Annotated in this window: 25 protein-coding genes; 14 read left to right on the top strand and 11 right to left on the bottom strand. The window is 45.4% G+C overall.

The features are described 5' to 3' along the window. From ACLWOR_RS10280 to ACLWOR_RS10265, 4 genes are all read right to left on the bottom strand, one after another. Entirely contained in the window at positions 1–2,802 is a 2,802-nt protein-coding gene (locus ACLWOR_RS10280; protein ID WP_413940616.1) for a hypothetical protein, read from the bottom strand. 91 nt (positions 2,803–2,893) lie between these two features. After that, positions 2,894–4,120: a hypothetical protein gene (locus ACLWOR_RS10275; RefSeq protein ID WP_413940615.1), complete on the bottom strand. Its 1,227-nt coding sequence runs from the start codon at positions 4,118–4,120 to the stop codon at positions 2,894–2,896. After that, complete coding sequence (locus ACLWOR_RS10270) at positions 4,117–4,884, bottom strand: TIGR02147 family protein (protein ID WP_413940614.1); 768 nt, start codon at positions 4,882–4,884, stop codon at positions 4,117–4,119. The genes ACLWOR_RS10275 and ACLWOR_RS10270 overlap by 4 nt, the downstream gene beginning before the upstream one ends. A 137-nt stretch (positions 4,885–5,021) precedes the next feature. After that, positions 5,022–5,600 carry an NAD(P)H-dependent oxidoreductase gene (locus ACLWOR_RS10265; protein WP_413940613.1) on the bottom strand — a complete coding sequence of 193 codons (579 nt, stop codon included), beginning with the start codon at positions 5,598–5,600 and terminating at the stop codon, positions 5,022–5,024. Positions 5,601–5,700: 100 nt separating this feature from the next. Here ACLWOR_RS10265 and ACLWOR_RS10260 point away from each other — a divergent pair, with 100 nt between their 5' ends. Both ACLWOR_RS10260 and ACLWOR_RS10255 read left to right on the top strand, forming a co-directional pair. Then, positions 5,701–6,300 (top strand): TetR/AcrR family transcriptional regulator, encoded by a 600-nt coding sequence (locus tag ACLWOR_RS10260; protein ID WP_413940612.1) that lies wholly within the window; start codon positions 5,701–5,703, stop codon positions 6,298–6,300. A 71-nt stretch (positions 6,301–6,371) separates the two neighbouring features. Continuing rightward, the gene (locus ACLWOR_RS10255) at positions 6,372–7,082 is read left to right on the top strand and encodes a substrate-binding periplasmic protein (RefSeq protein ID WP_413940611.1); all 711 of its coding nucleotides are present in this window, start codon (positions 6,372–6,374) and stop codon (positions 7,080–7,082) included. Here ACLWOR_RS10255 and ACLWOR_RS10250 read toward each other — a convergent pair. Then, positions 7,079–8,095: an alpha/beta hydrolase-fold protein gene (locus tag ACLWOR_RS10250; protein WP_413940610.1), complete on the bottom strand. Its 1,017-nt coding sequence runs from the start codon at positions 8,093–8,095 to the stop codon at positions 7,079–7,081. The two genes, ACLWOR_RS10255 and ACLWOR_RS10250, sit on opposite strands and share 4 nt — an antisense overlap. Before the next feature lie 195 nt (positions 8,096–8,290). Here ACLWOR_RS10250 and ACLWOR_RS10245 point away from each other — a divergent pair, with 195 nt between their 5' ends. Then, positions 8,291–8,701, top strand: coding sequence for a hypothetical protein (locus ACLWOR_RS10245; RefSeq protein WP_413940609.1), 411 nt, complete (start codon positions 8,291–8,293; stop codon positions 8,699–8,701). Between the two features lie 33 nt (positions 8,702–8,734). Here the strand turns inward: ACLWOR_RS10245 and ACLWOR_RS10240 are convergent, their stop codons facing one another. After that, the gene (locus ACLWOR_RS10240; protein ID WP_413940608.1) at positions 8,735–11,308 is read right to left on the bottom strand and encodes a hybrid sensor histidine kinase/response regulator; all 2,574 of its coding nucleotides are present in this window, start codon (positions 11,306–11,308) and stop codon (positions 8,735–8,737) included. A 77-nt stretch (positions 11,309–11,385) separates the two neighbouring features. On the opposite strand from ACLWOR_RS10240, the gene ACLWOR_RS10235 reads away from it, so the two are divergent. Then, the gene (locus tag ACLWOR_RS10235) at positions 11,386–11,793 is read left to right on the top strand and encodes an Hpt domain-containing protein (protein WP_413940607.1); all 408 of its coding nucleotides are present in this window, start codon (positions 11,386–11,388) and stop codon (positions 11,791–11,793) included. Here the strand turns inward: ACLWOR_RS10235 and ACLWOR_RS10230 are convergent. Next, positions 11,762–12,481 (bottom strand): response regulator transcription factor, encoded by a 720-nt coding sequence (locus ACLWOR_RS10230; protein WP_413940606.1) that lies wholly within the window; start codon positions 12,479–12,481, stop codon positions 11,762–11,764. The genes ACLWOR_RS10235 and ACLWOR_RS10230 overlap by 32 nt on opposite strands. A 100-nt stretch (positions 12,482–12,581) precedes the next feature. On the opposite strand from ACLWOR_RS10230, the gene ACLWOR_RS10225 reads away from it, so the two are divergent. Together ACLWOR_RS10225 and ACLWOR_RS10220 are read left to right on the top strand one after the other, a co-directional pair. Further along, a complete protein-coding gene (locus tag ACLWOR_RS10225; RefSeq protein WP_413940605.1) occupies positions 12,582–12,992 on the top strand; it encodes a hypothetical protein in 411 nt (136 codons plus the stop codon). Between the two features lie 10 nt (positions 12,993–13,002). Further along, complete coding sequence (locus ACLWOR_RS10220) at positions 13,003–13,863, top strand: SDR family NAD(P)-dependent oxidoreductase (RefSeq protein WP_413940604.1); 861 nt, start codon at positions 13,003–13,005, stop codon at positions 13,861–13,863. Between the two features lies 1 nt (position 13,864). Here ACLWOR_RS10220 and ACLWOR_RS10215 read toward each other — a convergent pair whose 3' ends face one another. Continuing rightward, the gene (locus ACLWOR_RS10215) at positions 13,865–14,584 is read right to left on the bottom strand and encodes a helix-turn-helix domain-containing protein (RefSeq protein WP_413940603.1); all 720 of its coding nucleotides are present in this window, start codon (positions 14,582–14,584) and stop codon (positions 13,865–13,867) included. Positions 14,585–14,676: 92 nt separating this feature from the next. Between ACLWOR_RS10215 and ACLWOR_RS10210 the strand changes: the two genes are divergently transcribed. Next, positions 14,677–15,954 carry an aminopeptidase P N-terminal domain-containing protein gene (locus ACLWOR_RS10210; RefSeq protein WP_413940602.1) on the top strand — a complete coding sequence of 426 codons (1,278 nt, stop codon included), beginning with the start codon at positions 14,677–14,679 and terminating at the stop codon, positions 15,952–15,954. Positions 15,955–16,034: 80 nt separating this feature from the next. Beyond that, positions 16,035–16,682 (top strand): RsmD family RNA methyltransferase, encoded by a 648-nt coding sequence (locus ACLWOR_RS10205; RefSeq protein ID WP_413940601.1) that lies wholly within the window; start codon positions 16,035–16,037, stop codon positions 16,680–16,682. On the opposite strand, the gene ACLWOR_RS10200 is transcribed toward ACLWOR_RS10205, so the two are convergent. Further along, entirely contained in the window at positions 16,683–17,471 is a 789-nt protein-coding gene (locus tag ACLWOR_RS10200; protein ID WP_413940600.1) for a hypothetical protein, read from the bottom strand. It lies immediately after the preceding gene. A gap of 238 nt (positions 17,472–17,709) precedes the next feature. On the opposite strand from ACLWOR_RS10200, the gene ACLWOR_RS10195 reads away from it, so the two are divergent. Then, entirely contained in the window at positions 17,710–17,913 is a 204-nt protein-coding gene (locus tag ACLWOR_RS10195; RefSeq protein ID WP_413940599.1) for a hypothetical protein, read from the top strand. 107 nt (positions 17,914–18,020) lie between these two features. Here ACLWOR_RS10195 and ACLWOR_RS10190 read toward each other — a convergent pair whose 3' ends face one another. Further along, the gene (locus ACLWOR_RS10190; protein ID WP_413940598.1) at positions 18,021–18,362 is read right to left on the bottom strand and encodes a putative quinol monooxygenase; all 342 of its coding nucleotides are present in this window, start codon (positions 18,360–18,362) and stop codon (positions 18,021–18,023) included. A 120-nt stretch (positions 18,363–18,482) separates the two neighbouring features. On the opposite strand from ACLWOR_RS10190, the gene ACLWOR_RS10185 reads away from it, so the two are divergent. Continuing rightward, positions 18,483–18,851 carry a DUF1304 domain-containing protein gene (locus ACLWOR_RS10185; protein ID WP_413940597.1) on the top strand — a complete coding sequence of 123 codons (369 nt, stop codon included), beginning with the start codon at positions 18,483–18,485 and terminating at the stop codon, positions 18,849–18,851. A gap of 104 nt (positions 18,852–18,955) precedes the next feature. Further along, on the top strand, positions 18,956–19,768 hold the full coding sequence (locus tag ACLWOR_RS10180; RefSeq protein ID WP_413940596.1) for a hypothetical protein: 813 nt from the start codon (positions 18,956–18,958) through the stop codon (positions 19,766–19,768). 64 nt (positions 19,769–19,832) lie between these two features. Here the strand turns inward: ACLWOR_RS10180 and ACLWOR_RS10175 are convergent, their stop codons facing one another. Beyond that, positions 19,833–20,333, bottom strand: a complete 501-nt coding sequence (locus tag ACLWOR_RS10175; protein ID WP_413940595.1) for a DUF3011 domain-containing protein — start codon at positions 20,331–20,333, stop codon at positions 19,833–19,835. A gap of 184 nt (positions 20,334–20,517) precedes the next feature. On the opposite strand from ACLWOR_RS10175, the gene ACLWOR_RS10170 reads away from it, so the two are divergent. Genes ACLWOR_RS10170 through ACLWOR_RS10160 form a run of 3 tightly spaced genes read left to right on the top strand, consistent with a single transcriptional unit; the run spans position 20,518 to position 25,434 of the window. Beyond that, positions 20,518–21,108 (top strand): hypothetical protein, encoded by a 591-nt coding sequence (locus tag ACLWOR_RS10170; protein ID WP_413940594.1) that lies wholly within the window; start codon positions 20,518–20,520, stop codon positions 21,106–21,108. Beyond that, on the top strand, positions 21,105–24,263 hold the full coding sequence (locus ACLWOR_RS10165) for a beta strand repeat-containing protein (RefSeq protein ID WP_413940593.1): 3,159 nt from the start codon (positions 21,105–21,107) through the stop codon (positions 24,261–24,263). The genes ACLWOR_RS10170 and ACLWOR_RS10165 overlap by 4 nt, the downstream gene beginning before the upstream one ends. Position 24,264: 1 nt before the next feature. Then, on the top strand, positions 24,265–25,434 hold the full coding sequence (locus tag ACLWOR_RS10160; RefSeq protein ID WP_413940592.1) for an RCC1 domain-containing protein: 1,170 nt from the start codon (positions 24,265–24,267) through the stop codon (positions 25,432–25,434). Positions 25,435–25,452: the final 18 nt, after the last annotated feature.

The following is a 25,452-nucleotide window of genomic DNA, read 5'->3' as shown; positions in this document are numbered from 1 at the left end:
CTATCTGTTAAAGATAAAAACGGCTCCCGCATCTGAAGAGGTGTTGGTGCCGTTTGCATCCGTATCCTGCTTATAAGCGCCAGCTGCGACGGTATTTGCTGAAATCGCAACGGCATAGCCAAAGTTGTCGGATGTAACTCGAGAATTTGTCCCAATCCCAACAAGCTTTTGTCTCTGTTTCCATCCACCGCGACCACGCGAAAAAATAAAAGCCGCGCCCGCATCGCTCACTGCATTGGCACCCGTTTCATCATAATCATTGCGGTAACTGCCCACCACTAATAAATCTTCATGAAGATCCAAAGAGTAACCAAAATAATCTCCGGAATCGCGCGCATTCGTTCCCGTGGGCGTGATTTTCTGACTGACGTTCCAGACGCCTGCTGACCTTACAAAAATCCAAACTGCGCCTGCGCTAATTGTCGAAATTGCGCCTGTTGAATTGAAATAGTGATTGAATGCACCGATCGCAAGAGTGTCTCCATAGATCGCATTTACAAAACCAAAGTTATCGGATGCAGCCCTTCCATTTGTTCCAACTCCAACTAGTTTTTGTTGTTGAGTCCATGTTGCTCCACTCCTAACAAAAACATAAGAAGCTCCCGCATCTGTTAATGAATTCGCACCAGAAACATCGTAGTCTTGCCGATATGCCCCGATAACAACAGTGTCGTTATGAATAGAAACATTTCTGCCGAAAGAATCCAAGGTGACACGTGCATTGGTTCCGCTCGCAATGATTTTTTGTTGCAAGCTCCAGATTGATCCGGACCGTGTGAAAATGTAGGCGGCCCCAGCGTCGGTCACGGCAGCTCCGCCGGAATCATCATAGTCCTGCCCATCTGCACCGACGACAATGGTGTCACCGCTGATAGCGACTGAAAAACCAAATAAGTCTCCCGCCACACGTCCATTGGTCCCAACGCCGACCAAGCGCTGTTGTTGGGTCCAAACACCAGAACTTCGAGTAAAGACATAAGCGGCTCCCGCGTTATTCAGCAGATTGGCGCCCGTGGCATCATAGTCTTGCCAGAAGCAACCCATCACAATGGTATCGCCACTGATAGCGACACTCGAGCCACAACGGTCTGACGCATTTCGAGCGTTAGTCCCTTGGCCGACCAATTTTTGCTGGAAAGCCCATGTGCCTCCGGATTTTATATACACATAGGCAGCTCCTGCCGCCGTCAATGGGTTTGCACCCGAGGCATCCAGTTGATCACTGGTGGATCCAATCACCAGAGTGTTACCATCTTCGGATAGAGCCACTGCATACCCAAAGTATGCACCGTTGGATAAAGATCTTAACGGCGCTGGTGCTTCCGCACTCAAACGCGTAATCTGCGACCAACTGCCACCGCTGTACTCGTCTATAAAAACGGCTCCTGCCGAGGAAAGTGAGTTGCTTCCAATGGAATCGTAGTCCTGCAGGTTAGATCCAACGACCAGTGTTGTTCCAACCAAACTGACGCTCGATCCAAAGTTATCTGTCGCAACTCGAGCATTCGTTCCGCTCGCAATTATTTTTTGCTGTAAACTCCACACCGCTCCACTACGGGAAAATAAAAAGACAGCTCCCGCGTTCGTAACAGTGCCTGCTCCTGCTTCGTCATAGTCCTGTTGATAAGCGCCAATCGCAATAACATCGCCTGAAATAGAAACAGCACTTCCAAATAAATCAGATGCGACACGCCCATTGGTTCCTACTCCGACCAATTTTTGTTGAAGGCTCCATGTGCCACTAGATCTTGTGTAGACATACGCCGCCCCCGCATTTGTCACTGAATTTGCTCCGGCGACATCGTAGTCTTGTTGATGCGTTCCAACGACTAAGGTGTCACCGCTAAGTGCCACACTGAAGGAAAACATATCACTGGTCACTCGCGCATTCGTCCCCGTCGCAACAAGTTTTTGCTGTAAAGTCCAAACACCCGCAGAACGAGTGAACACATAGGCGGCTCCAGCATCATTCAAGGCGTTTCCCCCAGCTGCATCGTAATTGTGCGGATAAGATGCAGCCACCATAGTATCCCCGCTAATCGCAAGCTTGGCGCCAAAGTAATCACCCACACCACGAGCTGCGGTTCCTATAGCGACAAGTTTTTGTTGGAGCGACCAGGTGCTTCCGGTGCGAAGGAAAACGAAAGCTGCGCCTGCGTCAGAGACGGCGGCCCCACCGCTCGCGTCGTAAGACTGATCAGGACAACCCACAATGACCGTATCTCCATCGATCACGACAGACCAACCAAAGTAATCATCAGCAAAGCGGCCATTTAAACCCGTGCCAACTAGTTTCTGCTCCTGGTTCCATACTGCCGCTGAACGCTTAAATACCCATGCGGCGCCAGCAGTTGTTTGTGCATCTGCTCCAGCGGCATCGTAGTCATGTAAAGGTGCGCCGACGACAATCGTGTCTCCGCTGATAGCGACACTCCAACCAAAATTATCTGATGCAATTCGAGCATTCGTTCCGGATGGGACGATCTTTTGTTGATAAACCCAAGCACCGCCCTGCTTGGTGTAAACGTAAACGGCACCGGCATCGGTAACAGAATTTGCACCGTTTGCATCCGTATCATCATAAGGCGCACCAACGACCATCGTGTTTTGATCTTCAGACAAAGCGACTGCATAGCCGTATTGCTGGCCACTGGAACGATGACTTGCCATGGGCACCGTCATGTCAGCGGTTTTGAGATTAAAAGTATAATTGTTAAAATTGTCTCGCGCCCGACGAAGCGACGAACCGGAAAATGAAAAACAAACTTCACAAATCAGCAAGAAGCACAAAACGTATTTCATGCCCTCATTGTTACTGAGAGACTCAAGCGGCTCTAGTTTTAAGGATGGAGCACTTTCATAAAGCGCTCCCGCTGAGAAGACGAGCGCGCAATTAGTTCAAGCAAAACGGAATCTTAAGATCTTTCTTCGCAGACATATCGAACTCGACTTCAGCGAGCTCCGAAGTCACCACAATCGAATGCCCGTTAGAAGTCAGACAGGCTTTATTTTCCAAAAATAATTTTTGAACCTCGCCTCGTGCATCGAATAAAAATCGCGCCCGCTGAGAGGTTTCTTTCGAGAATATAAAAGTTTTTTCATTCACGCGAAGGACATCGTTCGCGTTGTAGAGGCCCGACAATTCATAGCTGCCATCATTCAACAATATCGCTTTGTCAGATTTAATGTCATAACGTCCACTAGTGCCGTTATATTTGTACAGACAGGGAGCTTTAACGAAGAAGACAGCAAGCTTTTCGACGTTTGCTTGACGGCCGAATGTGACCTCACCGTTTAATTCCACAACATCTGAGCGCAAACACTCTTGAAGAGGTTTTAGAAACTCTTGAGCGGATAAAGGAACAGCACTGAAGCGTGCGGCACGAATATGAGAGCTGTCGTGGAAGGTCATGAAATGACGGTTCCACTCCCTGGTCAACGGAAGCCAAGTTCCCAAATCAATACGGAAATCCTGATAGAAAAATTCTTTGAACTGGGCCTCTTGCAACATTGTTAGGTATGTTTGCAAATCCAAACTTTCGAACTCAGTTGAATTTACCCAAGCGTTCAGAAAACGAGTTGGCTCAGAAGTATCAATGCCCGTGCCGAACGTTGTATATTCACGATAAATCAGCTCGTGCAAAACAAGTGCGGCTTTGTTGGCTTCGTCTAATTGCTGCCACAAATCTTGATTGATGCGATAGCGTGACTTATTGAAAATGCTAGGAGCTCTCTGAAATATTGCAAGCTCGAGACGGCAATTTTTCGCAATAACGGTGTAACCAACATCAGGGATTGGATAAAAATTAGAATCGGAAATATACTGCACTTCATTAAAGAAATCTTGAAACCAAGTGTTGTAAAGAAGAGCCCTTTCGGCATCCAAGCGCGCTATCTTAGAAAGAAGACGCGAGAAATGCTGTTCAAGATTCCCAGACGCCTTGGAATCTAAAGAAAGGCCGTGAATATTTTTAGCTTCGTACAGATCCAAAACCTGCGCGGGCTGGGACGGACATAAGACAACATATCCGCCGTTACGAGTTTCAGCCCAATCATTTCCGGCAAAAGCTATCGAGGAAGTTCCCACTAGAGCGATCAGGATTGAAATGAGAGTTCTCATAATCTCGGTCCTTTCTTCATCGGAACAGTTTTCGAGAATGGAAAAAGTTCGAAGCTCATTGTATAAACCTGATTTCTTTTTCCTTTGGACAAATGAGTCGCCAGCTTGCGGCGAAAATTCTGAATCATGATTTTTGCTTCGGGAATTTTGCTTTCATCAATGGCCAGTGTGATTGTTGAAAGATCTCTTTTTTCTACAGGCACTCGATCCATGTTGTTTAAAATATACTGAAGCTTTTCTTTATGCGCTAAGCGAACAAACTGGCTGGGAATATCAGTCGTTGTCGAAATAGGTCCTGTTTTACGTTCGACTTTGCCGTTATCAATCGTAATCAATCCTAAACGGGAAAGCAGCGCTAGAGAACTGACGACAATTGGCTCTGGAATCTCAAGGCGTTCGGCAATCCAACTAGGCTCTAAAATAAAATCCCGCGTGGAGATCAGCGATAGAATCACATAGTGATGCCACTCTACTAAAAGCGCCAACTCGTCGTCGGCCAGCACACGATAATCTGTAGACTTGCGCGCGCGTTCATCGGCAGCAACTAAATGAAGAAAGTATTCGGCTTCAGCGGCGTCCAATCTTAAACCTGGCGACATCTTTTGTGCCATGGTTTTTGAAATTGTTCGTTCGCCATTCATGTATTCGCTGAGACGACCCGAATTAATCCCTAACTGTTGAGCGAAGGCTCGAATGGAGAATCTGGGATTCTTGAGCTTCTTAGAATTATACTGAGCAATCAGATATTCGGCCGCACGTGACATGCGCCGCAATCTAGGAGCAACTCGAATTACTGTCAAAATTAAATATTGTTCAGAATTGGCTTTGACCCAAGTGCAGCGCTCAATATCGCTCCCCGTTTAAGCGGGAGCGAGCAAGTGAAATCTTTTCAAAACAACCACTAGATAGCCCTCTGGCCCAACTCAAAGGTCTTTTTCAAATACTTCTGAATTTCGTGTGGCCGCCTTGTTTTTACAGAGTCAAATTGAGTAACTCCAACGGGTTTGATTCCGCAAAATTCAAGGACTGTAACTTTCATCATGCGAATAGACGGATTCCAATTCACAAACAGATTCCACCACCACGGAGCATCCGTTGTCAGAATAATGCGGCCCGAGCGGCCCTTAAGAAGTCGGTCCCAGAGAGGGTTGTCTTTTCGATATTTGAAAGCGAAGCCCGGTAAGAATGTGCGATCCAAAAAGCCTTTCAAGAGTGCGGGCACAGTCCCCCACCACATCGGATAAACAAAGACCACATGCTCCGCCCAAAGAATATCTTTCTGCGCTTGAATAAGATCAGGTTCGAGTTCTTGAATTTTGAGATAGCCTTTGTGAAGGATCGGATCGAACTTCAGATGAGACAGGTGCACAAGTTTCACTTCATGTCCTGCCTGCTTAGCACCTTCAGAATATTGAAGAGCTAAGTGAGCATTGAGACTCTCATCATTGGGATGACCATTAATTACCAGGACTTTTTTCATAGACTTCCTCCTACACAAAGCATCAATGTCCATGTAACCAATGTTAACATTAATGTTACCGTTGTAAACATAGTAAAAATCTGCTAGCCTTTTTTACAAGATGAAAACGTATCATCATGGCGATTTGAAAATCGCAGCCATTAAGAAAACTGTTGAAATCATTCAGAAAAAGGGTGAGGTCGACTTTACTTTGCGGGAAATCGCCAAGAGCCTCAAAGTGAGCCACACGGCGGTTTATAGGCATTTTCAATCTAAGCAAGACCTTTTGTCTCATATCGCCGAAGAAGGGTTTAGAGCTTTGGTTCAATCCTTCACGGAAGAAGTCAGCAAGGCGCGCACTCCCCGGCAGAAGCTTCAAGCTTCGGGTCGTGCCTATATCGAGTTCGCTCTTAAAAATCCAGGCCATTACCGCAGTATGTTTCACCATGAGCTCCGTTGCGCAACAGAGCAACGTCCGGAGCTTGATCAAATCGGAGCGCAAGCATTTCAAGTTTTAATGGAAATACTTCAAGAAGGAATTAAAACAGGGGTCTTTCGTAAAACAGATACTCTAAACGCCGCTCGCAGCATCTGGTCTGGCATTCACGGATTTTCAATCTTGTTACTGGATGGCCAATTTGCAAGCCTGCAGAGCAAAGCGGAAATCAATAAAGGGATCGATGAGCATCTTGGTTTCCTGGAAAAGGCAATCCTGAAGTAAATTGCATTACACTTGAGCCGCGTTACACCTCATCAGTGACAAGCCCAGTTTTATAAGCTTATTCTTAGAGCATGGGTGCTTTATTTAAATTGCTATTTTGCATCCAGGCGTTCGCCACGCCTGCGCATTCTGAGCCTTCAACGACGTTGGAGATCGCACTTTCGGCCGACGTAGCTCCGTTTTCCTATATGGAAAATGGAACTCTCCATGGCATTAATTACGAAATTCTGAATCAGTTGTCTCAAATAACTGGAATGAAGTTTACCTATAAACTCTATCCACATATTCGACTGCAGAACTCACTATCAAAAATTAATCCTGATATGACGATCTTTTTCTCAGTTAGCTGTGACAAGTACTCGGACCTTTATGAAAAAAAGGAATCCCTCTATACAGCGAAACCCACTTTGTATCTGAAAGAATCCGTCAGTTACGACAAGGAAAAAATTCGTGTAGGCATGCTACGTGGAGCCTGCACCGACCTCAGCACAAAGTATCTAAAACGAGAGCTAATCACGGATGTGACGGATACAAGCCAAGTCATAGAAATGCTTTATACGGGGCGCCTTGATGGTATTTGTGGACTGCCCGCGATGGTAAACTACTTGCTGAAGCAAAGAAAACATTCTGTAAAGCTGATTCCTTATAAAACAGATAGCCAGACACTTGAAGCCGTCATTTGCCGCAAAAAAAACCTATCTCCAGAACTGAAAAAGAAACTAGATGAAGCCTTTAAGTCAGTAAAAATTCCGAGCCTTGATGTTCCAGTCAGTGGCCTCTAGCGCCACTCGTTGGCAAGCCAGTTCCACAACTCAGGACGACGTTCATGGAAATCAAAATGAGTTCCATCAAACTCTGTGTAATCAAGAGCGACGGAGTTCTTATTCAAGATGTCGCGGATATGACGAGCTCCAAAGAATAAATTGAAGTTGTCACGTATGCCGACTTCTAAATAAGATTTCTGCCACTTTTTCACAGCAGTCTTACGCTCTTTTAAAAAGACAACAGGGTCGTGCTCTTTCCACTTTCTCCACACTGATTCACGAATCTCACCCGTTTCAGTATCGATGGGCAATTCAAAGCCGTGATCCGAAGTCGGAGAATAACAAAGCGCCATACAGACGGAGTTTAAGATAGTAAATCCATCTTTGCGCGAGGCAATTTTACCTTGCTTGTGCTGACTCATAAGCCCTTTGAGATCTTTGCACTTCACAATAAACGGAATCGACTGATAAACGTCATTCAAGTAGCAAGTTTCAAAAAACGAGTCTGGAGCCATCGCGGCAACATAAGGAAACACTTCGGGGTAAGAACTTGCCAAGTGAAGAGCTCCATATCCGCCCGAAGAGACGCCCGTGACACAGACTCGACTGTGATCAATCGGGAGATTTGTAAGAACCGTTGGCATCAACTCTTTCATCAAATAATCTTCGTAGCGGCCCATGCCTTTGGAATTAATGAATTGCGAGCCGCCCCAGAATGTCCAAGCATCAACAAACAAATAAAAAGCCTCAGGTCCTTTTCGATCGCTCACACATTCATCAAGCTGTTGAACAAAATTCTTTTCAAACCCTTTGTCGGCCAAATATTTGGGACCGTTTCCGCCAAAACCCGATAATACGACGACCAATGGTAATCGCTCCTGAGGCCTATCCAAATGAATGCGGGGAACTAACAATGGATTGTGTCGAACAGGCGAATCTTTCCAAGGATTGTCTTGAAGAGATGGCGAATCAATGACCACAGATTTCAGAATAAAATTTTCAAGTGCCGGCCACTGAAATTCATTAATCATTTTTACTCCTCATTTTTCTAAGCCAGATTCTCTTTTAATTGGATAAGATTTCTACTTCTTAAGCGTCCCATTGAGACTTTAAAAAGTCAAAAAGCACAGTTTAATCGTACTTGTGCTATTTAACTGACTTACAGGTATTCACTTGTAACGTGTTTTTTGCTTCGTAAGATGAACTCAAAAAGGAGAAATTCCCCAATGAAAACCATACTTGCGCTCACTCTGTTTGCATCAGCTCCACTCTATTCTTACGCGGTGACCACTGAAGAAGTAAAAGAAAAAGCTTCTGACACCATGGTAACGGCGACCCAGTACACGAAAGAGCAGAAAGAAGCATTTCAACGCGAGATGAGAAACAAACTCGACAACATGAAGCAAGAAATCGCCACCATGAAACAAGACGCAGCTAAAAAAACCGGCGAAATGAAAAGCGATATGAGAAAAGAAATCGCGTCACTCGAGAAAAAACAAAATGAAATGTCGAATGATTTGAAAAAGCTTTCAAGAAGCTCAGGCAAAGCCTGGGATGATATGAAAGATGGAATGAATAAGTCCTGGGATGATCTCTCAGCATCTTATGAAAAGGCCAAAGATAAATTCAAGGAATAGACTTCTGAGAAAAGCGGCCTCTTAAAGAGGTCGCTATTCAAGCATTTTGCGAATAGAATCAAAAAGCACAGATTTGCGAATAGGCTTAGTTAAAAAAGACACCTTCGGATATTGCAAAGCTTTTTCCTCTGTCGAACTAAGCGCATCTGCCGTCACAAGCAAAATGGGCTTCGGCGGCGTGCCGGCTTGTAATTCCTGAGCACGAACTTTTTCAACGACCTCAAAACCGTCCATCACAGGCATCCGCACGTCCAAAACTAAAAGATCGGGTTGTTCCCGCAAATACAGCTCCCATGCTTCTTGCCCATTCATGGCATACTGAATTTTCCAAGGACTGCCCTCAAAGTACGCCATATAAAGCTCTTTATTTCCCATATCGTCATCGGCGACGATAAAGGTTCTATTACTTTCCGATTCAGAGATATGCGCCGTCGCCACAGGAGGTTGGATTTGTTTGCGTTCGGCTTTTTTCTTTTGTCGGGTCATCAACCCCATAGCATTCAGAATATCCGTTGCCAAAACAGGTGTGTGATCCAAAACCGTCACTTTAAGATTGTGGTTCGCATCTGCAATCTGGCGTTTGTTTCCTGCAAGCAAGATGTTTTGATGAGCTCCCAACTTTTTCAAACTCTCAATTGCAAAACCTGGAGCTGTGGTGTCGATGACCAACCACGAATAAGGATCTTGACCACTGCGCGCAAGAAGTCCTGGTAAACTTCCGATTTGCGCGGAATGAACCTCGATACTTTCATGCATACTTAAAACAGAAATAGATTCAACCCAACGTGGATCTTGCGAAACCAATTGCAGTTTTCTGATTTGATTGTCCGTGACCTTAAAGGCCGTCAGCCAGCTTTGCTCTTCTAAGACCTCAACATCTAAATCCACTTGGAAAGTAGACCCCTTTTTCGGTTGAGACTTGACGTGCATGCTTCCGCCTAATTTACGCACAAGTTCTTTTACGATAGCTAACCCAAGTCCCACACCCCCCTCAGAGAGCGCGTAAGATCCTTCAATCTGAAAAAAGGCGTCGAAGATTTTAGCGAGCTTGTCTTCTGGAATACCAATTCCAGAATCGGATACTTCAAAACGGATTTGGGTCTTTTGAGCTTGTTGCGCAAGAACGCAAACGCGCAGCTGCACATGTCCTTGGCTCGTATATTTACAAGCATTGCGCAAAAGATTCATAAGAATCTGACGCAAACGACTTGGGTCTGTCTTGATGGCGGCAGGTAGGTCGCCGGCAAAACTCGCGTAAAAGCGCAGGCCTTTTTTCGAACAATCTTGTCCTGCTAAACGAGCGACTTCATCTAAAAACTGGATCAGATTCACTCGCATCGGAGAAATTTGCAGGTCATTGCTTTCAGATTTGGACAGATCCAAAAGATCTTCAATCATCGAGAGGAGATGATTACCGGATGCTCGCATACTTGCCAGATACTGACTGATTTTTTTGTTCGTATCTTCTTCTTCACAAAGATCAACCATGCCCAGAATTAAATTCAAAGGAGTGCGAATTTCGTGACTGATATTTCCCAAAAAGCGGGATTTCCCCAGTAAGATTTCTTCAAGCTCGTGACGGGCTTTTTCCAAATCATTGGTTTTTTCGATAACCAATCTGGTTACAAGCGAGTTTTGACGAACCAATACATAAAACAAGAACGAAACAACGAATGAAATCAACAAACTCATCAGACCAGCAATTAGAGCCGACGAAGACAAAGTGACCTGCTGAAGATAATTAAATCGGAAATTCAGTTTCAATCCTGATTGAGGCATCCCTTCCGAAAAATTAAATTGGTGATGAAGCGTGTTGGGCCCTGGAACTCCCCCACTTGCGACCACGGCTTTTTCACTACCGCTCCCTTTAACCGTCCACGAAAGGCCGCCGGTTTCGTCCATGATATCCAGGCTCTCTCCGGGACGAAGTTCAGTTTTCGCAAAGACACTGCTCAATGGCGCTGTATAGACGAAGTAGACATCGCTGTGAGTTTTTGATCTTAAGATAAAAGAAATTTGCGGCACATCGAGAAAATTGTGCAAAACAGCTTCTTGAAAAGTCTTTTTCGCATCCAATCTCTGCACGCCTTTTAGCGACAGTTCCGAAACCATGTAATCGCTGACCGATGGTGGCAAAGTCGAGTTTTTTGTATTCACTCCCAAAATGACTTTCAGTTTTGGATAACCTGTTTTGGGATCCTTGTTTTGAATTTTTCTAAAAATGGAAATTCGCTGAAAAATCGTATAAGGGAGAGATTGAGAAATAAAGCCCGCATCCTGCTTGTAGGTCCGGGGCTTTGATCCGATATATTCTTCGTAAGATTGAATTCGCAAAATGCTATTAGAAAAAAGAAGGTCGATTTGATTGATCAACTCTTTGGAGCGCGAAAAAGATTCAGCTTGAAGTGCGGCCAATTCCCGTTGTTGGAGACTCTTATAGACATAGACAGAAATTCCGACACCTAAAATAAATGTGAAGATCGGAATCCAAAATAGGAACTTTTTAAGCTGCTTTAATTTCTGAATCTTCTTAGCTGTAAATGGCATCGTTTGATCTTGCTGTTCGCCCTTTGCTTTGAGATTAATTACATTTGAAGGTTTCTTCAAACCAATTTAAAATTGAGATAACCTGCTATTGCTACTGTTTTGCAATGAGACTTTTTACTGAACCGAAAGAAGGCAAAATGGAGTTACAACAAGACTTGGAGCGAGTCGCCAATTACCTTAAAACGTCCTCTGATTTTGATATTGGCGCATTTAATCAACTAACTGAAGACGCGGGCGCTTTGGTTGCACTGCGTGTTTTGGCACGCTTTTGTTTATCCGCTGAAGACTCTTTAAAAGCGATTGAAACCGCTATCGAAGAAGATCATTCCGAAAACGCATGGAAAGCTTGTCACAAGCTGACAGGCTCTTGCGAACTTATTGGACTTAAAGCCTTTGGACAAAGATCTCGTAAGTTGAGTTCAGATATCCGCGCTATGCCTGAATTGCATCTGCACGGCGATGAATTGAATAAATATATTCGCGAGGGACGTCATCTGATTGAAAAAATTGAAACTAACTTTCCGCGCCTGAAGAGCTATCTTTGACTTCGGCCTTATAGCCCACACTCAAAACTGTTTCGATCGAAACACAGCTATCGGTGATTTTCTTACGTAAGTGACTCACATGAGCGTCGACCGTTCTTTGAGTCACATACTTCCCGACACCCCACACTTGATCAATCAATTGATCGCGAGTGAAAACCTGCCCTGGGCGAGCTGCTACAATTTTAAGAATTTTAAATTCAAACGGAGTGAGATCAATTTGAACACGGCCTTTTTTAGAGCTGATAAGTTCTACTGACATGCGATTTGAGTCGATAATCAGGTCGCCAATTTGAATTTGATTGATATTATCTTGCATCACACGCGCCGCACGTAAACGCGCTTCCACGCGGGCACGAAGCTCACTAGCATCAGGTGGTTTTGAGACGTAATCGTCAGCCCCGATACCAAATGCCGCAACCTTGCTAATCACGTCATTATCAGAACTCAAAACAATAATAGGAACAGGCTTTGACTTAAACGCCTCTTTTAAATCCGGCAAAGCACGTACACCGTTTCCATCTGGCAGAGAGATATCTAGAAGGACCAAATCAAAACTGTCTCGTCCTGTTTGGAGAATTTTGAATGCATCATTAAGAGACTCGGCCTGAACCAATATATGGTCCCTAAGGACCGAGGTCAGGTAGATATAAAATTCAGCACTGTCTTCGACGCAGAGAATTTTCGCCATGTAGGTCGAATTTAAGCAAGGTTTTGCGAAATCATCAAATGATTTTAGTCAAAAGACAAAATGCCTCATGCATCCTATTTCAGTAATTCAAGGAGGATTCATGAGTGCACGAGTGCTCGTTGTCGAGGATGACTTGGCTTTAAGGCCACTTTGGGAGCTTGTATTAAAAAGACAGTTCGTTGATTACCATTTAGACTGGGCGATTAGCTGCGAAGAAGCACAACGCTTTCTGACGTCATCTATTAAATACCAGTCACCTTATAGTCTTATTATTACAGATTTATTTCTAGCCGGCTCAGGAACGGGTCTAGATTTGATCCGCTTCAAAGGTCAAATTCACAATACTATTCCTCTGATTCTCGTCTCTGTGGCCGAAGACACTCTTATTAAAGAAAATTTTAATAAGGTCGTCTCATCAACCACTGTTCTGACGAAACCTCTTAGCGTGCCACAACTGGATCGTGCTTTGGAAAAAATCTTTGCGCCTCACGTTCGCCAGGAGTCTAGCTAAGGAGGTCGTCATGAAAGTCATCTTTATCACAGGATGCAGCTCTGGCTTGGGACTTGCTCTCGCAACACATTTTGCAAGCTCGACTCCCTATCGTTTGGTGCTGACAGCGCGTGCCCCCTCCCTTAAATTTTTGCAAAAGCGCTTTCAAGAAAATGATCGCCTACTCATTCGAGAACTGGATGTCACTGACGTGGCTCAAATATACACTGTGGTAAATGACGTGTGTTCAATCTGGGGACGAATTGATGTTCTCATTAACAATGCCGGTGTCTGCTTTCGCTCCGTGATTGAACATATGGACTCTGAATCCGAAGAAATCCAATTCAGAACCAACTATGCAGGTCCCATGGATTTAGTTCGCGCTGTTTTGCCGTTGATGCGCGAACAAGGATCCGGTCACATCGTCAATGTCTCCTCTGTTAGCGGCATGATGTCGATGCCGACCATGGCCTCTTACAGCGCCTCGAAGCATGCACTTGAAGGAGCCAGCGAGGCACTTTGGTATGAAGCCAAGCCTTACGGTATTCATGTCTCTCTTATTCAACCGGGATTCATCAATTCCGCATCATTTAAACGAGTTCTATTTTCGAAAAAAGCGCGCCTCAGCCAAGCTGTTCAGGGACCGCATTGTGAATATTATCTCTCAATGACACCTTTTATTGAAAAACTCATGTCATGGTCGCTCTCTTCCCCAGAGCAAATTGCCAAGAAAGTCCAAAAAGTCATTGAAAAGAAAAATCCCCCCCTGCGAGTTCTTGTCACCCTTGATGCTTTTCTTTTCGCCTGGGTGAGAAGAGTTCTGCCCGCCAGCCTCTTTCATCGAATTATGTTTTCGCTCTTACCTGGATCACGACGATGGGGCGAACGATAAGTTAGAGATCTAAAACTCCTTGAGGAATCGAAGCGACAACCAGTGAGCAACTCATCAGCCTCTCCTTGCTGACTGTCATTTCATCCATTTCGGAATCATGAATGGCGGTATTGATGACCTCATTCATTTTTTTAAGGAACTGTTCATATGAATCTTGAGACATCTGAAGCGCGACAAGGCGATGCAAACCTCGAGATTCTCTTTTCAAGGCCTTCTCAAGTGTCCACTGCGACCATTCTCGATTGAGTGTCTTTGCAAGCTTGGAGTCGTCAGACCATTTGAACTTTCCAGAGTGACGTGCTTTATAAATACCACGACGAACCGACAAAAGATCTAATGCCACCAAACGGTCCAACATTTTCTTTAATTCAGCTTTGGTTAACTTTTGCAGTCGCTCAACTTCAGCTACATCTTTCCCCTCAATGGCAATCCGCCAATAGACTGCTAACAAAGGTCGATTTTTTAATAGGGCTTCTTCTTGTTGCGAAGTTAAGCTTACCTCCGAAACAAATGCTTTTTCCGACAGTGAAAAAAGCTGCCCCGGCAAAACACCAACCGCTTCACAAATCTGTAGAACTCGGCGAAAGGAGATATCTTTCGCGTTCAGCATCTTTTTAATTCCCGACTCTGTCATCTTCAACTGTTCTGCCAAATCTTGATAAGTCACGGATCGCGCTTTCAAAACTCTTTTAATAGCATTCAGATACTGGGAGTGTTCCACGCATGTCTCCTTTACCAGCCTTCAAAGTACCCTAATAGGGAACCTTCATGCTTTTAATATATGATAAAGAATAGTCATTCTATACTCAAGGTATGGAAGCACAAAACTATTTAAAAAGAAGACTCGACCTTGCCACCCGCTACTCAAACACTTTATTTGTTATCTCCTCTGGGACAGAGAGCATGCGTTCGCACTCTGTGGCGTATCGGTACAAAACACCGTCTGACTTTCTATACCTTACCGGTCTGAACCTTTCCCACTCTTATCTGATTATTGCCGGAAAAGATCACTACATATTGTCAGACGCCTTCGCACGCACATCCTCAGTTTGGGGCGAAGAAGCTATGATCGCCGCCAACGAACAACACCTTTTGGGCGACCTCAAATGCGAAAGCTTGCAAAAACTCGATGAGATTCTTCACGATAAGATTTCTCAGTTCGATCGTTTAGCGATCCCAATGGGTCGCGACGCCCATTTAGATCAGAAAGCGCTGTCGCTTGTTTCATTCAAACGTCGCGACCGCCGACGCCTGTCTGCAGTTCCATTAGCTTTAAGTGATTCCCGGACTCTCGTTGGGAGCCTTCGCCTCCATAAAGATACAAGCGAGATTGCACACATGAGAGAAGCAAGCCTTCGCTCCTCGCGCGTTCACGCTGAGATCATGAAATCACAGCTTATTGGGAAGTCTGAAATTCAAATAGCGAACCTGATCGAGTCGCTGTTCTTAAGTGAAGATATGCAATGGACGTCATACGAAAGCATTGTTGGGAGTGGTGAACGAGCGGTGATGCTACACGCGCGAGCAACACAAAAGAAAATTTCAGATGGCGAGTTGATCTTGATCGATGCCGGAGCTGAATGGAATTCGTATTGTGCCGACATCACACGCACAATACCTGCCGGCAAGAAGTTCAGTGCGGAACAAAGAGCTCTCTATGATATAGTTTTAAAAGCACAGAAGGCGATTCTGGCCGCGGTAAAAACAGGAACCACCATTCAAGCACTTCACGAGCTTGGTCTCGAAGAGCTGCGTGAAGGCTTACTAGGCTTGGGTTATGACAAAAACGAACTCGCTCTGGATCTGAGCCAACTGATGCCACACTCAACTTCACATTGGATCGGAATGGACGTCCACGATCCATCAGCTTACTACGACGACAATGGTCAGGAGCGTAGGTTAGAAGAAGGTATGTGCTTTACTGTTGAACCAGGACTGTATTTCCGAGAAGGATTCAAAGAACTTGCGGAATTCGAATATTTGGGAGTTCGTATTGAGGACGATGTCTGCGTCACATCAACCGGTTGCGAAGTCCTGACCTCAGCTCCGAAGGAAACCGACGAGATTGAGGCCCTGCGAGCAAAAGCATAAATTTCAAATACGCCCCTTTGCGGGGCCTTGACCTTCTTTACGTCTGTACAAAGCTTCAAAGCTTGGGTAATTTCCGGTTTATGTCTTCGGTCAATCCGCACTTTACTTTTCAATACTCGCAGCCTGAGGAATATCGATTCTCCCATGATTCGGTTTTTTTGGCGCGCCGAGTGTTTGAACTTATCAAAGTCGAAGAGGTATCTGCAATTCAGGGATTAGATCTGTGTGCTGGAAGTGGTGTGATCGGTTTAGATTTTATTTTTCATTGTCAAAAGGAATGGAACCAAGCTCCTCGCTCTTTTGATTTTTTAGAGATCCAAGACGTCTATATTCCGCACTTCGAAAAAAATCTGCAAACCCTGAACGCCTCAACGCATTGTCAGATGCTTGTGCGAAACTATGCGGATCTTTTAAATGAACACTTCCAAGGCAAGTACAACTTGATCCTCAGCAATCCTCCTTATTTCCGCACGGGCCAAGGAAAACTTTCTCCGTCGGAATTTAAAAACCGTTGCCGTTTCTTTATCGACTCAGATTTCCCGACATTGATTCAAGGAATCGCCAATGCCCTGGCGCCCAACGGCTCTGCCTACATTTTGTTGCGAGATTTAGAGGAACACGGATGGAATCCGTTCAAGGAAGCAAAACAAATGCTTTCATCTGTTTGTGAGATTCAAAGCCTGGCCGACATTCGCGGCACAGGCCTTGTACATATCAAGAAAGCCTAATTACGGAGCAACAAAAGTTGCTTGAACCAACTTACGAGTGTCTTTGATTTCTTTTAAGATTAGCTCTGCCTGTGAATCGTCCATGCTGCGAATAAGAGTTGAAATATTACCCACACTCAAAATCACAGAACCTAAAGTCACAAGATCACTGCGGCCCATCGTACCGCCCGCCACAGAAAGCGCTACACCAATCACCTGAGCTAATTGAGCTTTGACTTTTGCCTTCGCATCTTCGTTTTCTTCTTGATTGAAACGCCCTAGATCGCCCAACAAATATTGCAAGCGTGTATCAAGGTCAGCCAACTGTTGATTTGTATCATCGTCGTTAAGATCAGAGAAAGAGGCCTTTACATTGTCACGCACGATTTGAATCTGCTTTGCCGTTTCAACCGTGACAGTTTCGCCCTTTGCGTTTCCATCCAAATGACCTGCAACACCAGAGACAACCGTAAAGATTCCCGCACCAATTGCGATAGCGCGATTCACTCCGTCAGTCCCTGCTTTTTTTAAGGTAAAATAAGAAAGTGCCGTTAATCCTGCACCTAAAGCCGCACCCGCTACATTTGCCGCAGTAAAAAGAGTCGTTTTTTCACGAGCAATAATTTTCGCTTCTGCACTTTCCAAAGTGGCATCAAGAGCATCGACATCAGACTGCAATGCCATGAGTTTCGCCTTCGCATTTTCAATGGCAGTATTGCCGATTCCTTCGACGCGAGAAGTATTCGCCATCGCTCCACTTTGCACTACCATCAAACCAGCCATCGTCATTGCAACTAATTTCGAATTCATATTTAGGACTCCTGTTTTTATTAACCCTGGACCTCATTGCAACTTCAAAGCCAGTCCTATTGCATATAAGGTGCAATACAAGCTGCTTAAACGTCGAAACAATAGACACAGCGACGAATTAGAGGGGACCCCTTAAACAGATAAAAAAGAATTAATCCCGTTTTAATTGGGCCTTTAGAACTCTTTGCTAGATTGGTTTTGTGAGTTGATCACAAACAAAAAACCGAATGGAGGTTTTATGAAATTCGCGACTCTTCTTATGTCCCTAGTTATGGTTGGTGCTTTTGCAAATGCGCAAGGTGAAGCAACAGCGCCTGCTGCTCCAGCAACGGGAACAGAGCAACAAGCTGATACGGTTGCTAAAGTGAAACACGAAAAGAAAGACAAAAAACACAAACATCACGGCAAAAAAGAAAAAGCAGAAGAGACTACAAAACAGTAATCTCCCCTCTCGTGAAATAAAAAAGGAAGCTTTTAGCTTCCTTTTTTATTTTAATTGGAACGGCTTTCGCTCCCCAAGCAGCTGTTGCTAAATTTGCAAACTTCAAATCACACTGCCGCTGAAGGTTGATTTTCCAGTTGCCCTCGTGAAGGCGGAATCTTAGCCGCAATCACATCCACACGCTGAATTTCCGGAGGTTTTGCAAACAGATCTGAGGCTTGTGCTGCGAGGGCTTGAGCGACCTTGCCTGCGAGATGAATCTTTCGACCCGACTCATCGGGAAAGGCATCAAAAATTCCAAAAGTAGACGGCCCCATTTGTAAGGCATACCAGCTTATTGTCGCAGGTTCTTCATGCACCAGAGCCAGACCACTCTCAAGAAATCGAATGACATCTTCTTCTTTTCCCGGCTTTGCCTCTAAGCGAACAAAAAGAGCGACCTTCACCATAAAACCTCCTAAGACCAATTTAACAGTCCTGCCACCGGAGTTTGACTTGTTCTGAATTTGCCGGAAAAATAAATCTCAATGTGAACTAACATTTTGGCTTTCAACAGAAGGGAAAACTTCGTGGAAATCTCGCTCGCACTTCTCCCCGCTTTTATTCATGTTTATATTTTTGCTTTAGAAAGTTTGCTTTGGGGAAAAAAGAGAACAAACAAAGTATTCCGTATGACCGAAGCCGAGGCACAAACAACAAAGCTCATGGCTTTCAATCAAGGATTTTATAATCTGTTTTTAGCGATCGCTATCTTTCTGGGATTGCACCTCAGAACAGGCGAAATGACTCAATCAGCAGGCACAGTGCTTGTGATTTACGGTCTTGCTTCGATCATCGCGGCAGGTGCGGTTTTGATTCTTTCGTCTCGTCAATTGTGGCGTGCAGCTCTGATTCAAATCATTCCTGCCGCAATCGCGATTATTCCTTATCTTAAGTAAAAAATCCCCCGAAGATGGGCCCTTGTCTAATGTTTAGATACTTATAAGGGCCTATATTCCAGAAGAGTGAGCATTGATCTTGCTTGATAGCGAGCGGAGGAAAAATGCTCGCGAACTTAGCAATGAAAATGACTCTCGCCCTGGCCATTGCAGCACCAGGGAACCTGGTGGATCCAAAACAAGATCCCGATGTGCAGCCTCATATTGCTCGCGGTTATTTCCAACAAACCGAAACTGCCAAACCTGCTTCCTCTATCACCAAAGAACGCACGCAAAAAATCGCCCAAGATTTCTTGCAGCAGTTCTCGCCTCTCCTCAAGGAAAAAGGTTTAAACTTTGCTGTGATTGTTGATTGGGATAATGATTGGTTTTCTGCGCACGCCCGTTTCGACGAAAAGTCGTCTTCGGCTGTTTTATGGGGAGGATTTTTACGAGCCCCAGGAATGACCGAAATTATTATTGCCACAACTCTTTGTCATGAACTGGGTCATTTGATTGCTGGCCCTCCTCTGCAAACAATCTCAGCAACTGATAACTTCTCCACTGAAGGACAATCAGATTTTTATGCTGGCCAATGCCTAGCCGAATTTGCAGGCAAACATCCGGAATACTTCCGTCAGATTTCTTTTGAAGTGCGTTCGTTTTGTGGAAATAACAAAGAGTGCGGGGTTGCCTTAGAAGGTGGTTTGCAGACCGTTCGCTTTATGCAGAAGTGGGGATTTGAAATTTACAAGCCCGTTTCACTAAAAGAGCGCTCAACTCCCGCGAAAAAATTTATTGCGAATACATATCCTGACAATCAATGCCGATTGGACTCATTTATTCAACGCGCGCAGTGTTTGAAAAACCGCAGCGAAGAATGTTTACCTCCGCCTTGTTGGTGGCCCATGGTGATGCGCTATCCACCTACGCAATAGCATTCAAAAAGAAAGGGCCGCTTTTTCAAGCAGCCCCTTCACACACAAATACAAACACGAACTTTTAGTAGTAACGTTCCACAATGAAAGTTCCGCGGCATCCACCACTTGTCCAAAGACGATCGTAGTTGAAGCCCCAAGTTCTTCCATAGATACAAGCATCATATGAATTTTGTTGGTACAAACGCACAGACTGGATTCTGTACGGATTTACATAACATTCATTATAACGATAATCCCAAGCACCACATTGTACATATTCCGTTCTGTAAACTGGAGGTGGTGGATATGGAGGATACGGTTGCGATGGTGGACGTGGACCTGGAGGACCCGGGCGTGGACCAGGGCGAGGTCCTGGATGTGGGTAAGGATCCGGACGACCGTGACCTGGGCGGCCTGGACCAGGACGACCTGGCCCCCAACCGTGACCTGGGCGACGTTCATTCATCGACATAATTTCAACATCAGAATTTTGGCTAAGTTCTTCTTCGTAAGAAACTTCTTGTGCGTGGCTCGCTTGCGTCATCGCAGCGACTGCAAGGAAAACCAAAAGGAATTTACTCATATTCTCTCTCCCCTTAAGTGTCAAAATGACCATTTTTATCAAACGAAGACACTAATAAGCTAAAAGCGTGCCTGGACTTTTGGGGCCATGTTGTCTCTTCAGAATGTTTCAGAGCAAAACAGATTGCGAGATTCTCATGTGCATCTCATTAAGATTTTCCGTCGTTTTTCCGAAGAGTTAAGTGATGAATCATCTACAAGGCATTGTGCGTTATATGGTAGGAAGCTTCGCCGCACTAACAATTTGCGGTTGTACGGATGCAAATCCGCAGCTCTCTGCTTTGAAAACGATGGAAACCTTTGAGCTAAAAAGTCCCCAGATCGTGACCTCGGATTTATCTTCAATTTCAGTCAGCGCAATATGTTCTAATTTCATTACCGACATCGAACTCAGTTTTGATAGCGGCACAACTTGGATGCAATCTCTCGCCTACGACCCAGCAACGAACTTTGCCTGCCAAACAAATAGAGACTTCCAAATGACTTTGAGTAACAGCAAAGCTCCTTGGAATGGAATGACGATCACGACTGGACAAACTCTGAATGTGAAATTCCGTGCGCGTGCTCGCACCGGAACTTACATCACGAAAGACCTGCAAGTTCTTTTCAGCCCGGGTCTTCGCATTTCTCAAGAAGCTTTAGTCGGAAGTGGTATGAACCAATCCGGGACAAATGGTGGAACAACTTATCATATGCGCTCACGTGCACGTTTTCAGGAACAGAGTGTGGCAACTGGTTCTAATGGACTCACGTTGAGAGGAAGGATTTTGCAATGAAAATGCTAATTCTGATCTTCTCATTGCTAATAAGTTCATCTGCATTCGCACAAACAGCCCCGTTTTTTACGTATGAAGGTATCTTAACGGATGCTTCGGGCAACCCTGTTACAACAACTCAATCTGTGACCTTCCAAATTATTTACGGCGGTTCGTGCGTGGTTTTTGAAGAGTCGCAAAATATCACGCCTGGTACCAACGGAGAGTTCAGTTCGATCGTTGGTATTGGCAGTCGTAACGATACAACTAACAATACAACGGCCCAAATCTTTGGAGCCTCAGGAACGGTGAATTGTTATCCGTCTGGAACAGCGAACATCACGGGCTTCACAACTCGCCAATTGCATATTCGTGTGGGCTCTGTGGATCTCAGCCCAGATGTGACACTAACCAATGTCCCTTTTGCATTAAACGCGCAAAAACTTGCAGATAAAGGTGCCGCTGATTTCGTACAAATTAAAGCTGCATCAAACGTCACACAAGCAAACGTAGAAAATATTTTTAATCGCTACACGACTCTTGACCAAATCCTCAGCGGTAATTTCTCAAGCGTCATTAGTGGAATCACAGGTCTTACAGACGCCTCTATCGCTGCCGGTGCTGGCATCAGCAGATCCAAACTTGCAAACGGAACTGCAAGCCATGTTCTCATTAACGATGCAACTGGAAACATGTCGAGCGAAGCGCAGTTATCGGTTACTCGCGGTGGTACAGGATCGGCAACAGCACCAACTACAGGACAAGTCTTGATCGGTAATGGCTCTGTTTATAATCCTGGAAGTATCGTTGCTGGTTCTGGCATTAACGTCACAAGTTCTGGCACATCCATTACCATCAATGCCACAGGCGCAAGTCCTACCGGATCTGCTGGTGGAGATTTAAGTGGTACATATCCAAATCCATCCGTTTCAAAAATTCAAGGTACAAGTGTAAGCACGGCAGGATGGGTCTCGGGTCAGTATCTTCGATATAACGGAACAAATATCGTCAACTCTGCTATAGTCGCTTCAGATCTTCCAACAAGTGGTGTTACAACTGGAACTTATAAATCTGTGACAGTCGATGATCGTGGTCGGGTCACATCAGGAACAAATCCGACAACAGCAAGTGGTTTCGGTCTAACTGATGTTTTTGTCCAAGGCGGAAACAACTTCGGTACAGCTGCCATCTTTGGAACGAAAGACTTCTCACCGATCAATATGAAAACCGATGACCAAGTTCGTCTTACCATCACTCCAACAGGTAACGTGGGTATCGGCACGACGACTCCCGGTGAAGCACTTGACGTCAACGGCAACATCAAAGCCACTCAACTTTGTATCGGCAGTGACTGCCGGGCTGCTTGGCCAAGTGGTGGTGGCGGATCCGTTTCAAATGTTGCGACAGGAACAGGGCTTACGGGCGGACCTATCACAACAACGGGAACAATCTCACTTGCAAACACATCTGTCACTTCTGGAAGCTATGGATCTGCAACCCAGATTCCAACATTCACAGTGGACCCACAAGGTCGTTTGACGAGCGCAGGCTCGGTCGCCATTGGCAGCACAACTCCGACGGGGACGGCAGGCGGTGACTTGCTAGGTTCATATCCAAATCCAACTGTGTCACGAATTCAGGGTCGATCTGTGGACTCGGTCAACCCTGTCGATGGCCAAGCGATGCTTTGGGACAACGGAACTTCAAAGTGGAAGCCTGAATTTGTGCGTATGCAAGACATCCGCAATCAATGGGGTGGATCGCAAATGATTCCAATGACACCTTGTGCTTCAAGTGAGGCGATGGTGTGGAATACGATCACGGATGCGTTTACGTGCCAAGCCATTGGATCATTAAATGCATCGGCAATCACATTAGGAACTATTGCACCGGCTCGATTGGGTACTGGAACTGCGGATAATACGAAATATTTGCGAGGCGATGGAACATGGTCTGTTGTCTCTACTGATGACGTAACAAAACTCCCGTTAGCAGGTGGTACATTGACCGGACCTCTTGTTCTTGCCAATTCAGGACTCCCTCTAAGAATACCTGCAGGAACTTTGGGAACCTCTGCAAGTGGCAATATCGAAAATGACGGCAATTATTTGTACTACACAAGCAATACAGCAGTTCGCCAAAAAGTTTCGGGCTTCACGGGTTTAGTTGGAAACGGAAAACTCCTCATCGGTAATTCCGCAGGATACTTTGAAGCAGCCAATCTCACGCAAGGGACCGGCGTAACGATTACGAACTCATCAGGTGGCATTCAAATTTCTGCCACTGGTTCTGGTGGTACGGTGACATCTGTTACTTCTGCCAACGCAGATATTTCAGTTACAGCAACGACCACTGCTCCGACATTAACTTTAAATTCGGGTCTGTCTGGTGGAAGTGGTGACGCAAATAAAATTGCCAAACTCGACGGAAACGGACTCTTAAACATCAATATGCTTCCTGATCTAAGCGCATCTAAAATCACGACAGGAATATTGCCTGTGGATCGCGGTGGTACGGGAACAAACGCATTTACTCCAAATGGTCTGGTCATGTCAGGAGGTGTAGGTAATGCACCATTAGCCGCTCTTACTTGCGCGGCGACTGGCAGAACTTTAGAATGGACGGGAGCGACCTGGGCTTGCTCGGGCGACTTTGTGACTTCTGGTGCTGGTGGCGCGAAAAGTAACTTCTTGCAAGTTGTGGGTGGCGCATCCAATGGAGACCCCGTCATGATGGGGGCACAAGGTGCTGGCACAACTATCGAACTCAAACTCCAAGGTAAAAATGCGCCTGTTCGAATCATGGGTGATCTTGCTGTTCAAGCAAATGTCGTTGTTAACAATGAAACGGCCAGTAAGACATTCCGAACTATAGCCTCTGTTGATAACAGTGCCGCTATGGCAATTAACTTTGCTCAAGGAAACTTACAACACTCCAGCGCGAGCTGCGGAGCCTTTACATTAAATAACATGGCTGACGGTGCCACATATGTTCTGGCAGTTAAGGGCACGGGTATTAGCACCTGTTCCTTTGTCGCCTATTCCGGAATGGGCACGGGCACCCTGAACGTCAGAATGCCACCAGATCACGGTCCAACAGAAGCAGGCAAACACACTCTTTATACATTTATGGTAATGGGTGGTGACGTCTATGTCTCATGGGTGTCAGGATACTAATATGGATCGCCGCAAGTTTCTTAAACTCCTCGCACAAAGTTCCGCCAGTGTCGGCGCCACAGTTTTCGTAGAGAAAGTCTGGGGCTTCCCTGTTGCATTTCCGAAAAGCCAATCTGGAAAGCTCTACATGTGGGGTCAAGGCGTTGCGGGATTTAATAGCTCGTCCTCAACTACAATTCCGACTCCCACTAAAGTGACTCCTTCGCATAAGTGGAAAAACGTTATGCTAGGCACCAGCTCCGGCGCCAACAGCGGTGTTGCATTTGGAACTGATCACAAAGGTCAGATTTTTGCTTGGGGTAACAACATCAATGGACAACTCGGCCCGACCGCTGGGTCCGTAAGCAACCCTACACTTTTTGGAACATTGATTAACTGGCAGAGCATTTCGTCCTACAGCACACACTCGGTAGGACTCAAAGTGGATGGATCCATTTGGGCCTGGGGCAATAATACATACGGACAATTCGGCACAGCAGTTCCAACCAACTCCAGCTCTCCGATTCGCATCGGAACAGAGAACACTTGGGTCAAAGCATATGCGGGCTTAGGTGCTACTTTCGCGTTGAATAATGCCGGTGAAGTTTGGGCGACAGGATCTTCTACCTCTGGGTATTTGGGAGCCGGACAGGGTTCAGGAAACTACCCGGTTCTAACGAAAGTTCCAAGTGTCATTCCATGGTCCAAAATCAGTGTCGCAAAAGATTTTGTCTTAGGAATTAAAACTGACGGAACTCTTTGGGCTTGGGGCTCTGGTGGTGATGGACAACTAGGAAACGCGCAAACCCTGAATGTATCAACACCTATTCAGATTGGATCTCTCACAACATGGAGTAAAGTCTTTTCAAGTTTTGGTGTGTCGTTTGCGATTCGCAATGACAACACACTCTGGGCCTGGGGATATAACGGAACGGGAAATTTAGGCATAGGCTCTATCGCATCGAAATCCAGCCCTGTGCAGGTACCAGGAAGTTGGTCCGAGATAGCACCATCTGAAGAACATACTATCGCTCTTAGAACTGATGGCACACTCTGGGGATGGGGTCGCAACGATGTTTTCCAATTAGGTGTTGGCAATACAATCAACTATTCAAGCCCGATTCAAATTGGAACAAGCTTGTGGCAGTCGGTTATGACTACAGGAACTACTTCAGCCGCGATTAGAAAATAGCTGTCTCAAATTTATATA

The organism is Bdellovibrio sp. HCB2-146, from assembly GCF_047345725.1.
Taxonomy (GTDB): domain Bacteria; phylum Bdellovibrionota; class Bdellovibrionia; order Bdellovibrionales; family Bdellovibrionaceae; genus Bdellovibrio.
The sequence above is the reverse complement of the archived record's forward strand: the minus strand, read 5'-3'. Positions and strand labels throughout refer to the sequence as shown.

Bases quoted from the DNA above. Each gene is read 5' to 3' on its own strand.
- ACLWOR_RS10280 (WP_413940616.1), bottom strand. From the start codon at position 2,802: ATGAAATACGTTTTGTGCTTCTTGCTGATTTGTGAAGTTTGTTTTTCA.
- ACLWOR_RS10275 (WP_413940615.1), bottom strand. From the start codon at position 4,120: ATGAGAACTCTCATTTCAATCCTGATCGCTCTAGTGGGAACTTCCTCG.
- ACLWOR_RS10270 (WP_413940614.1), bottom strand. From the start codon at position 4,884: ATGTCACGTGCGGCCGAATATCTGATTGCTCAGTATAATTCTAAGAAG.
- ACLWOR_RS10265 (WP_413940613.1), bottom strand. From the start codon at position 5,600: ATGAAAAAAGTCCTGGTAATTAATGGTCATCCCAATGATGAGAGTCTC.
- ACLWOR_RS10260 (WP_413940612.1), top strand. From the start codon at position 5,701: ATGAAAACGTATCATCATGGCGATTTGAAAATCGCAGCCATTAAGAAA.
- ACLWOR_RS10255 (WP_413940611.1), top strand. From the start codon at position 6,372: ATGGGTGCTTTATTTAAATTGCTATTTTGCATCCAGGCGTTCGCCACG.
- ACLWOR_RS10250 (WP_413940610.1), bottom strand. From the start codon at position 8,095: ATGATTAATGAATTTCAGTGGCCGGCACTTGAAAATTTTATTCTGAAA.
- ACLWOR_RS10245 (WP_413940609.1), top strand. From the start codon at position 8,291: ATGAAAACCATACTTGCGCTCACTCTGTTTGCATCAGCTCCACTCTAT.
- ACLWOR_RS10235 (WP_413940607.1), top strand. From the start codon at position 11,386: ATGGAGTTACAACAAGACTTGGAGCGAGTCGCCAATTACCTTAAAACG.
- ACLWOR_RS10230 (WP_413940606.1), bottom strand. From the start codon at position 12,481: ATGGCGAAAATTCTCTGCGTCGAAGACAGTGCTGAATTTTATATCTAC.
- ACLWOR_RS10225 (WP_413940605.1), top strand. From the start codon at position 12,582: ATGAGTGCACGAGTGCTCGTTGTCGAGGATGACTTGGCTTTAAGGCCA.
- ACLWOR_RS10220 (WP_413940604.1), top strand. From the start codon at position 13,003: ATGAAAGTCATCTTTATCACAGGATGCAGCTCTGGCTTGGGACTTGCT.
- ACLWOR_RS10210 (WP_413940602.1), top strand. From the start codon at position 14,677: ATGGAAGCACAAAACTATTTAAAAAGAAGACTCGACCTTGCCACCCGC.
- ACLWOR_RS10205 (WP_413940601.1), top strand. From the start codon at position 16,035: ATGTCTTCGGTCAATCCGCACTTTACTTTTCAATACTCGCAGCCTGAG.
- ACLWOR_RS10200 (WP_413940600.1), bottom strand. From the start codon at position 17,471: ATGAATTCGAAATTAGTTGCAATGACGATGGCTGGTTTGATGGTAGTG.
- ACLWOR_RS10195 (WP_413940599.1), top strand. From the start codon at position 17,710: ATGAAATTCGCGACTCTTCTTATGTCCCTAGTTATGGTTGGTGCTTTT.
- ACLWOR_RS10190 (WP_413940598.1), bottom strand. From the start codon at position 18,362: ATGGTGAAGGTCGCTCTTTTTGTTCGCTTAGAGGCAAAGCCGGGAAAA.
- ACLWOR_RS10180 (WP_413940596.1), top strand. From the start codon at position 18,956: ATGCTCGCGAACTTAGCAATGAAAATGACTCTCGCCCTGGCCATTGCA.
- ACLWOR_RS10175 (WP_413940595.1), bottom strand. From the start codon at position 20,333: ATGAGTAAATTCCTTTTGGTTTTCCTTGCAGTCGCTGCGATGACGCAA.
- ACLWOR_RS10170 (WP_413940594.1), top strand. From the start codon at position 20,518: ATGAATCATCTACAAGGCATTGTGCGTTATATGGTAGGAAGCTTCGCC.
- ACLWOR_RS10165 (WP_413940593.1), top strand. From the start codon at position 21,105: ATGAAAATGCTAATTCTGATCTTCTCATTGCTAATAAGTTCATCTGCA.
- ACLWOR_RS10160 (WP_413940592.1), top strand. From the start codon at position 24,265: ATGGATCGCCGCAAGTTTCTTAAACTCCTCGCACAAAGTTCCGCCAGT.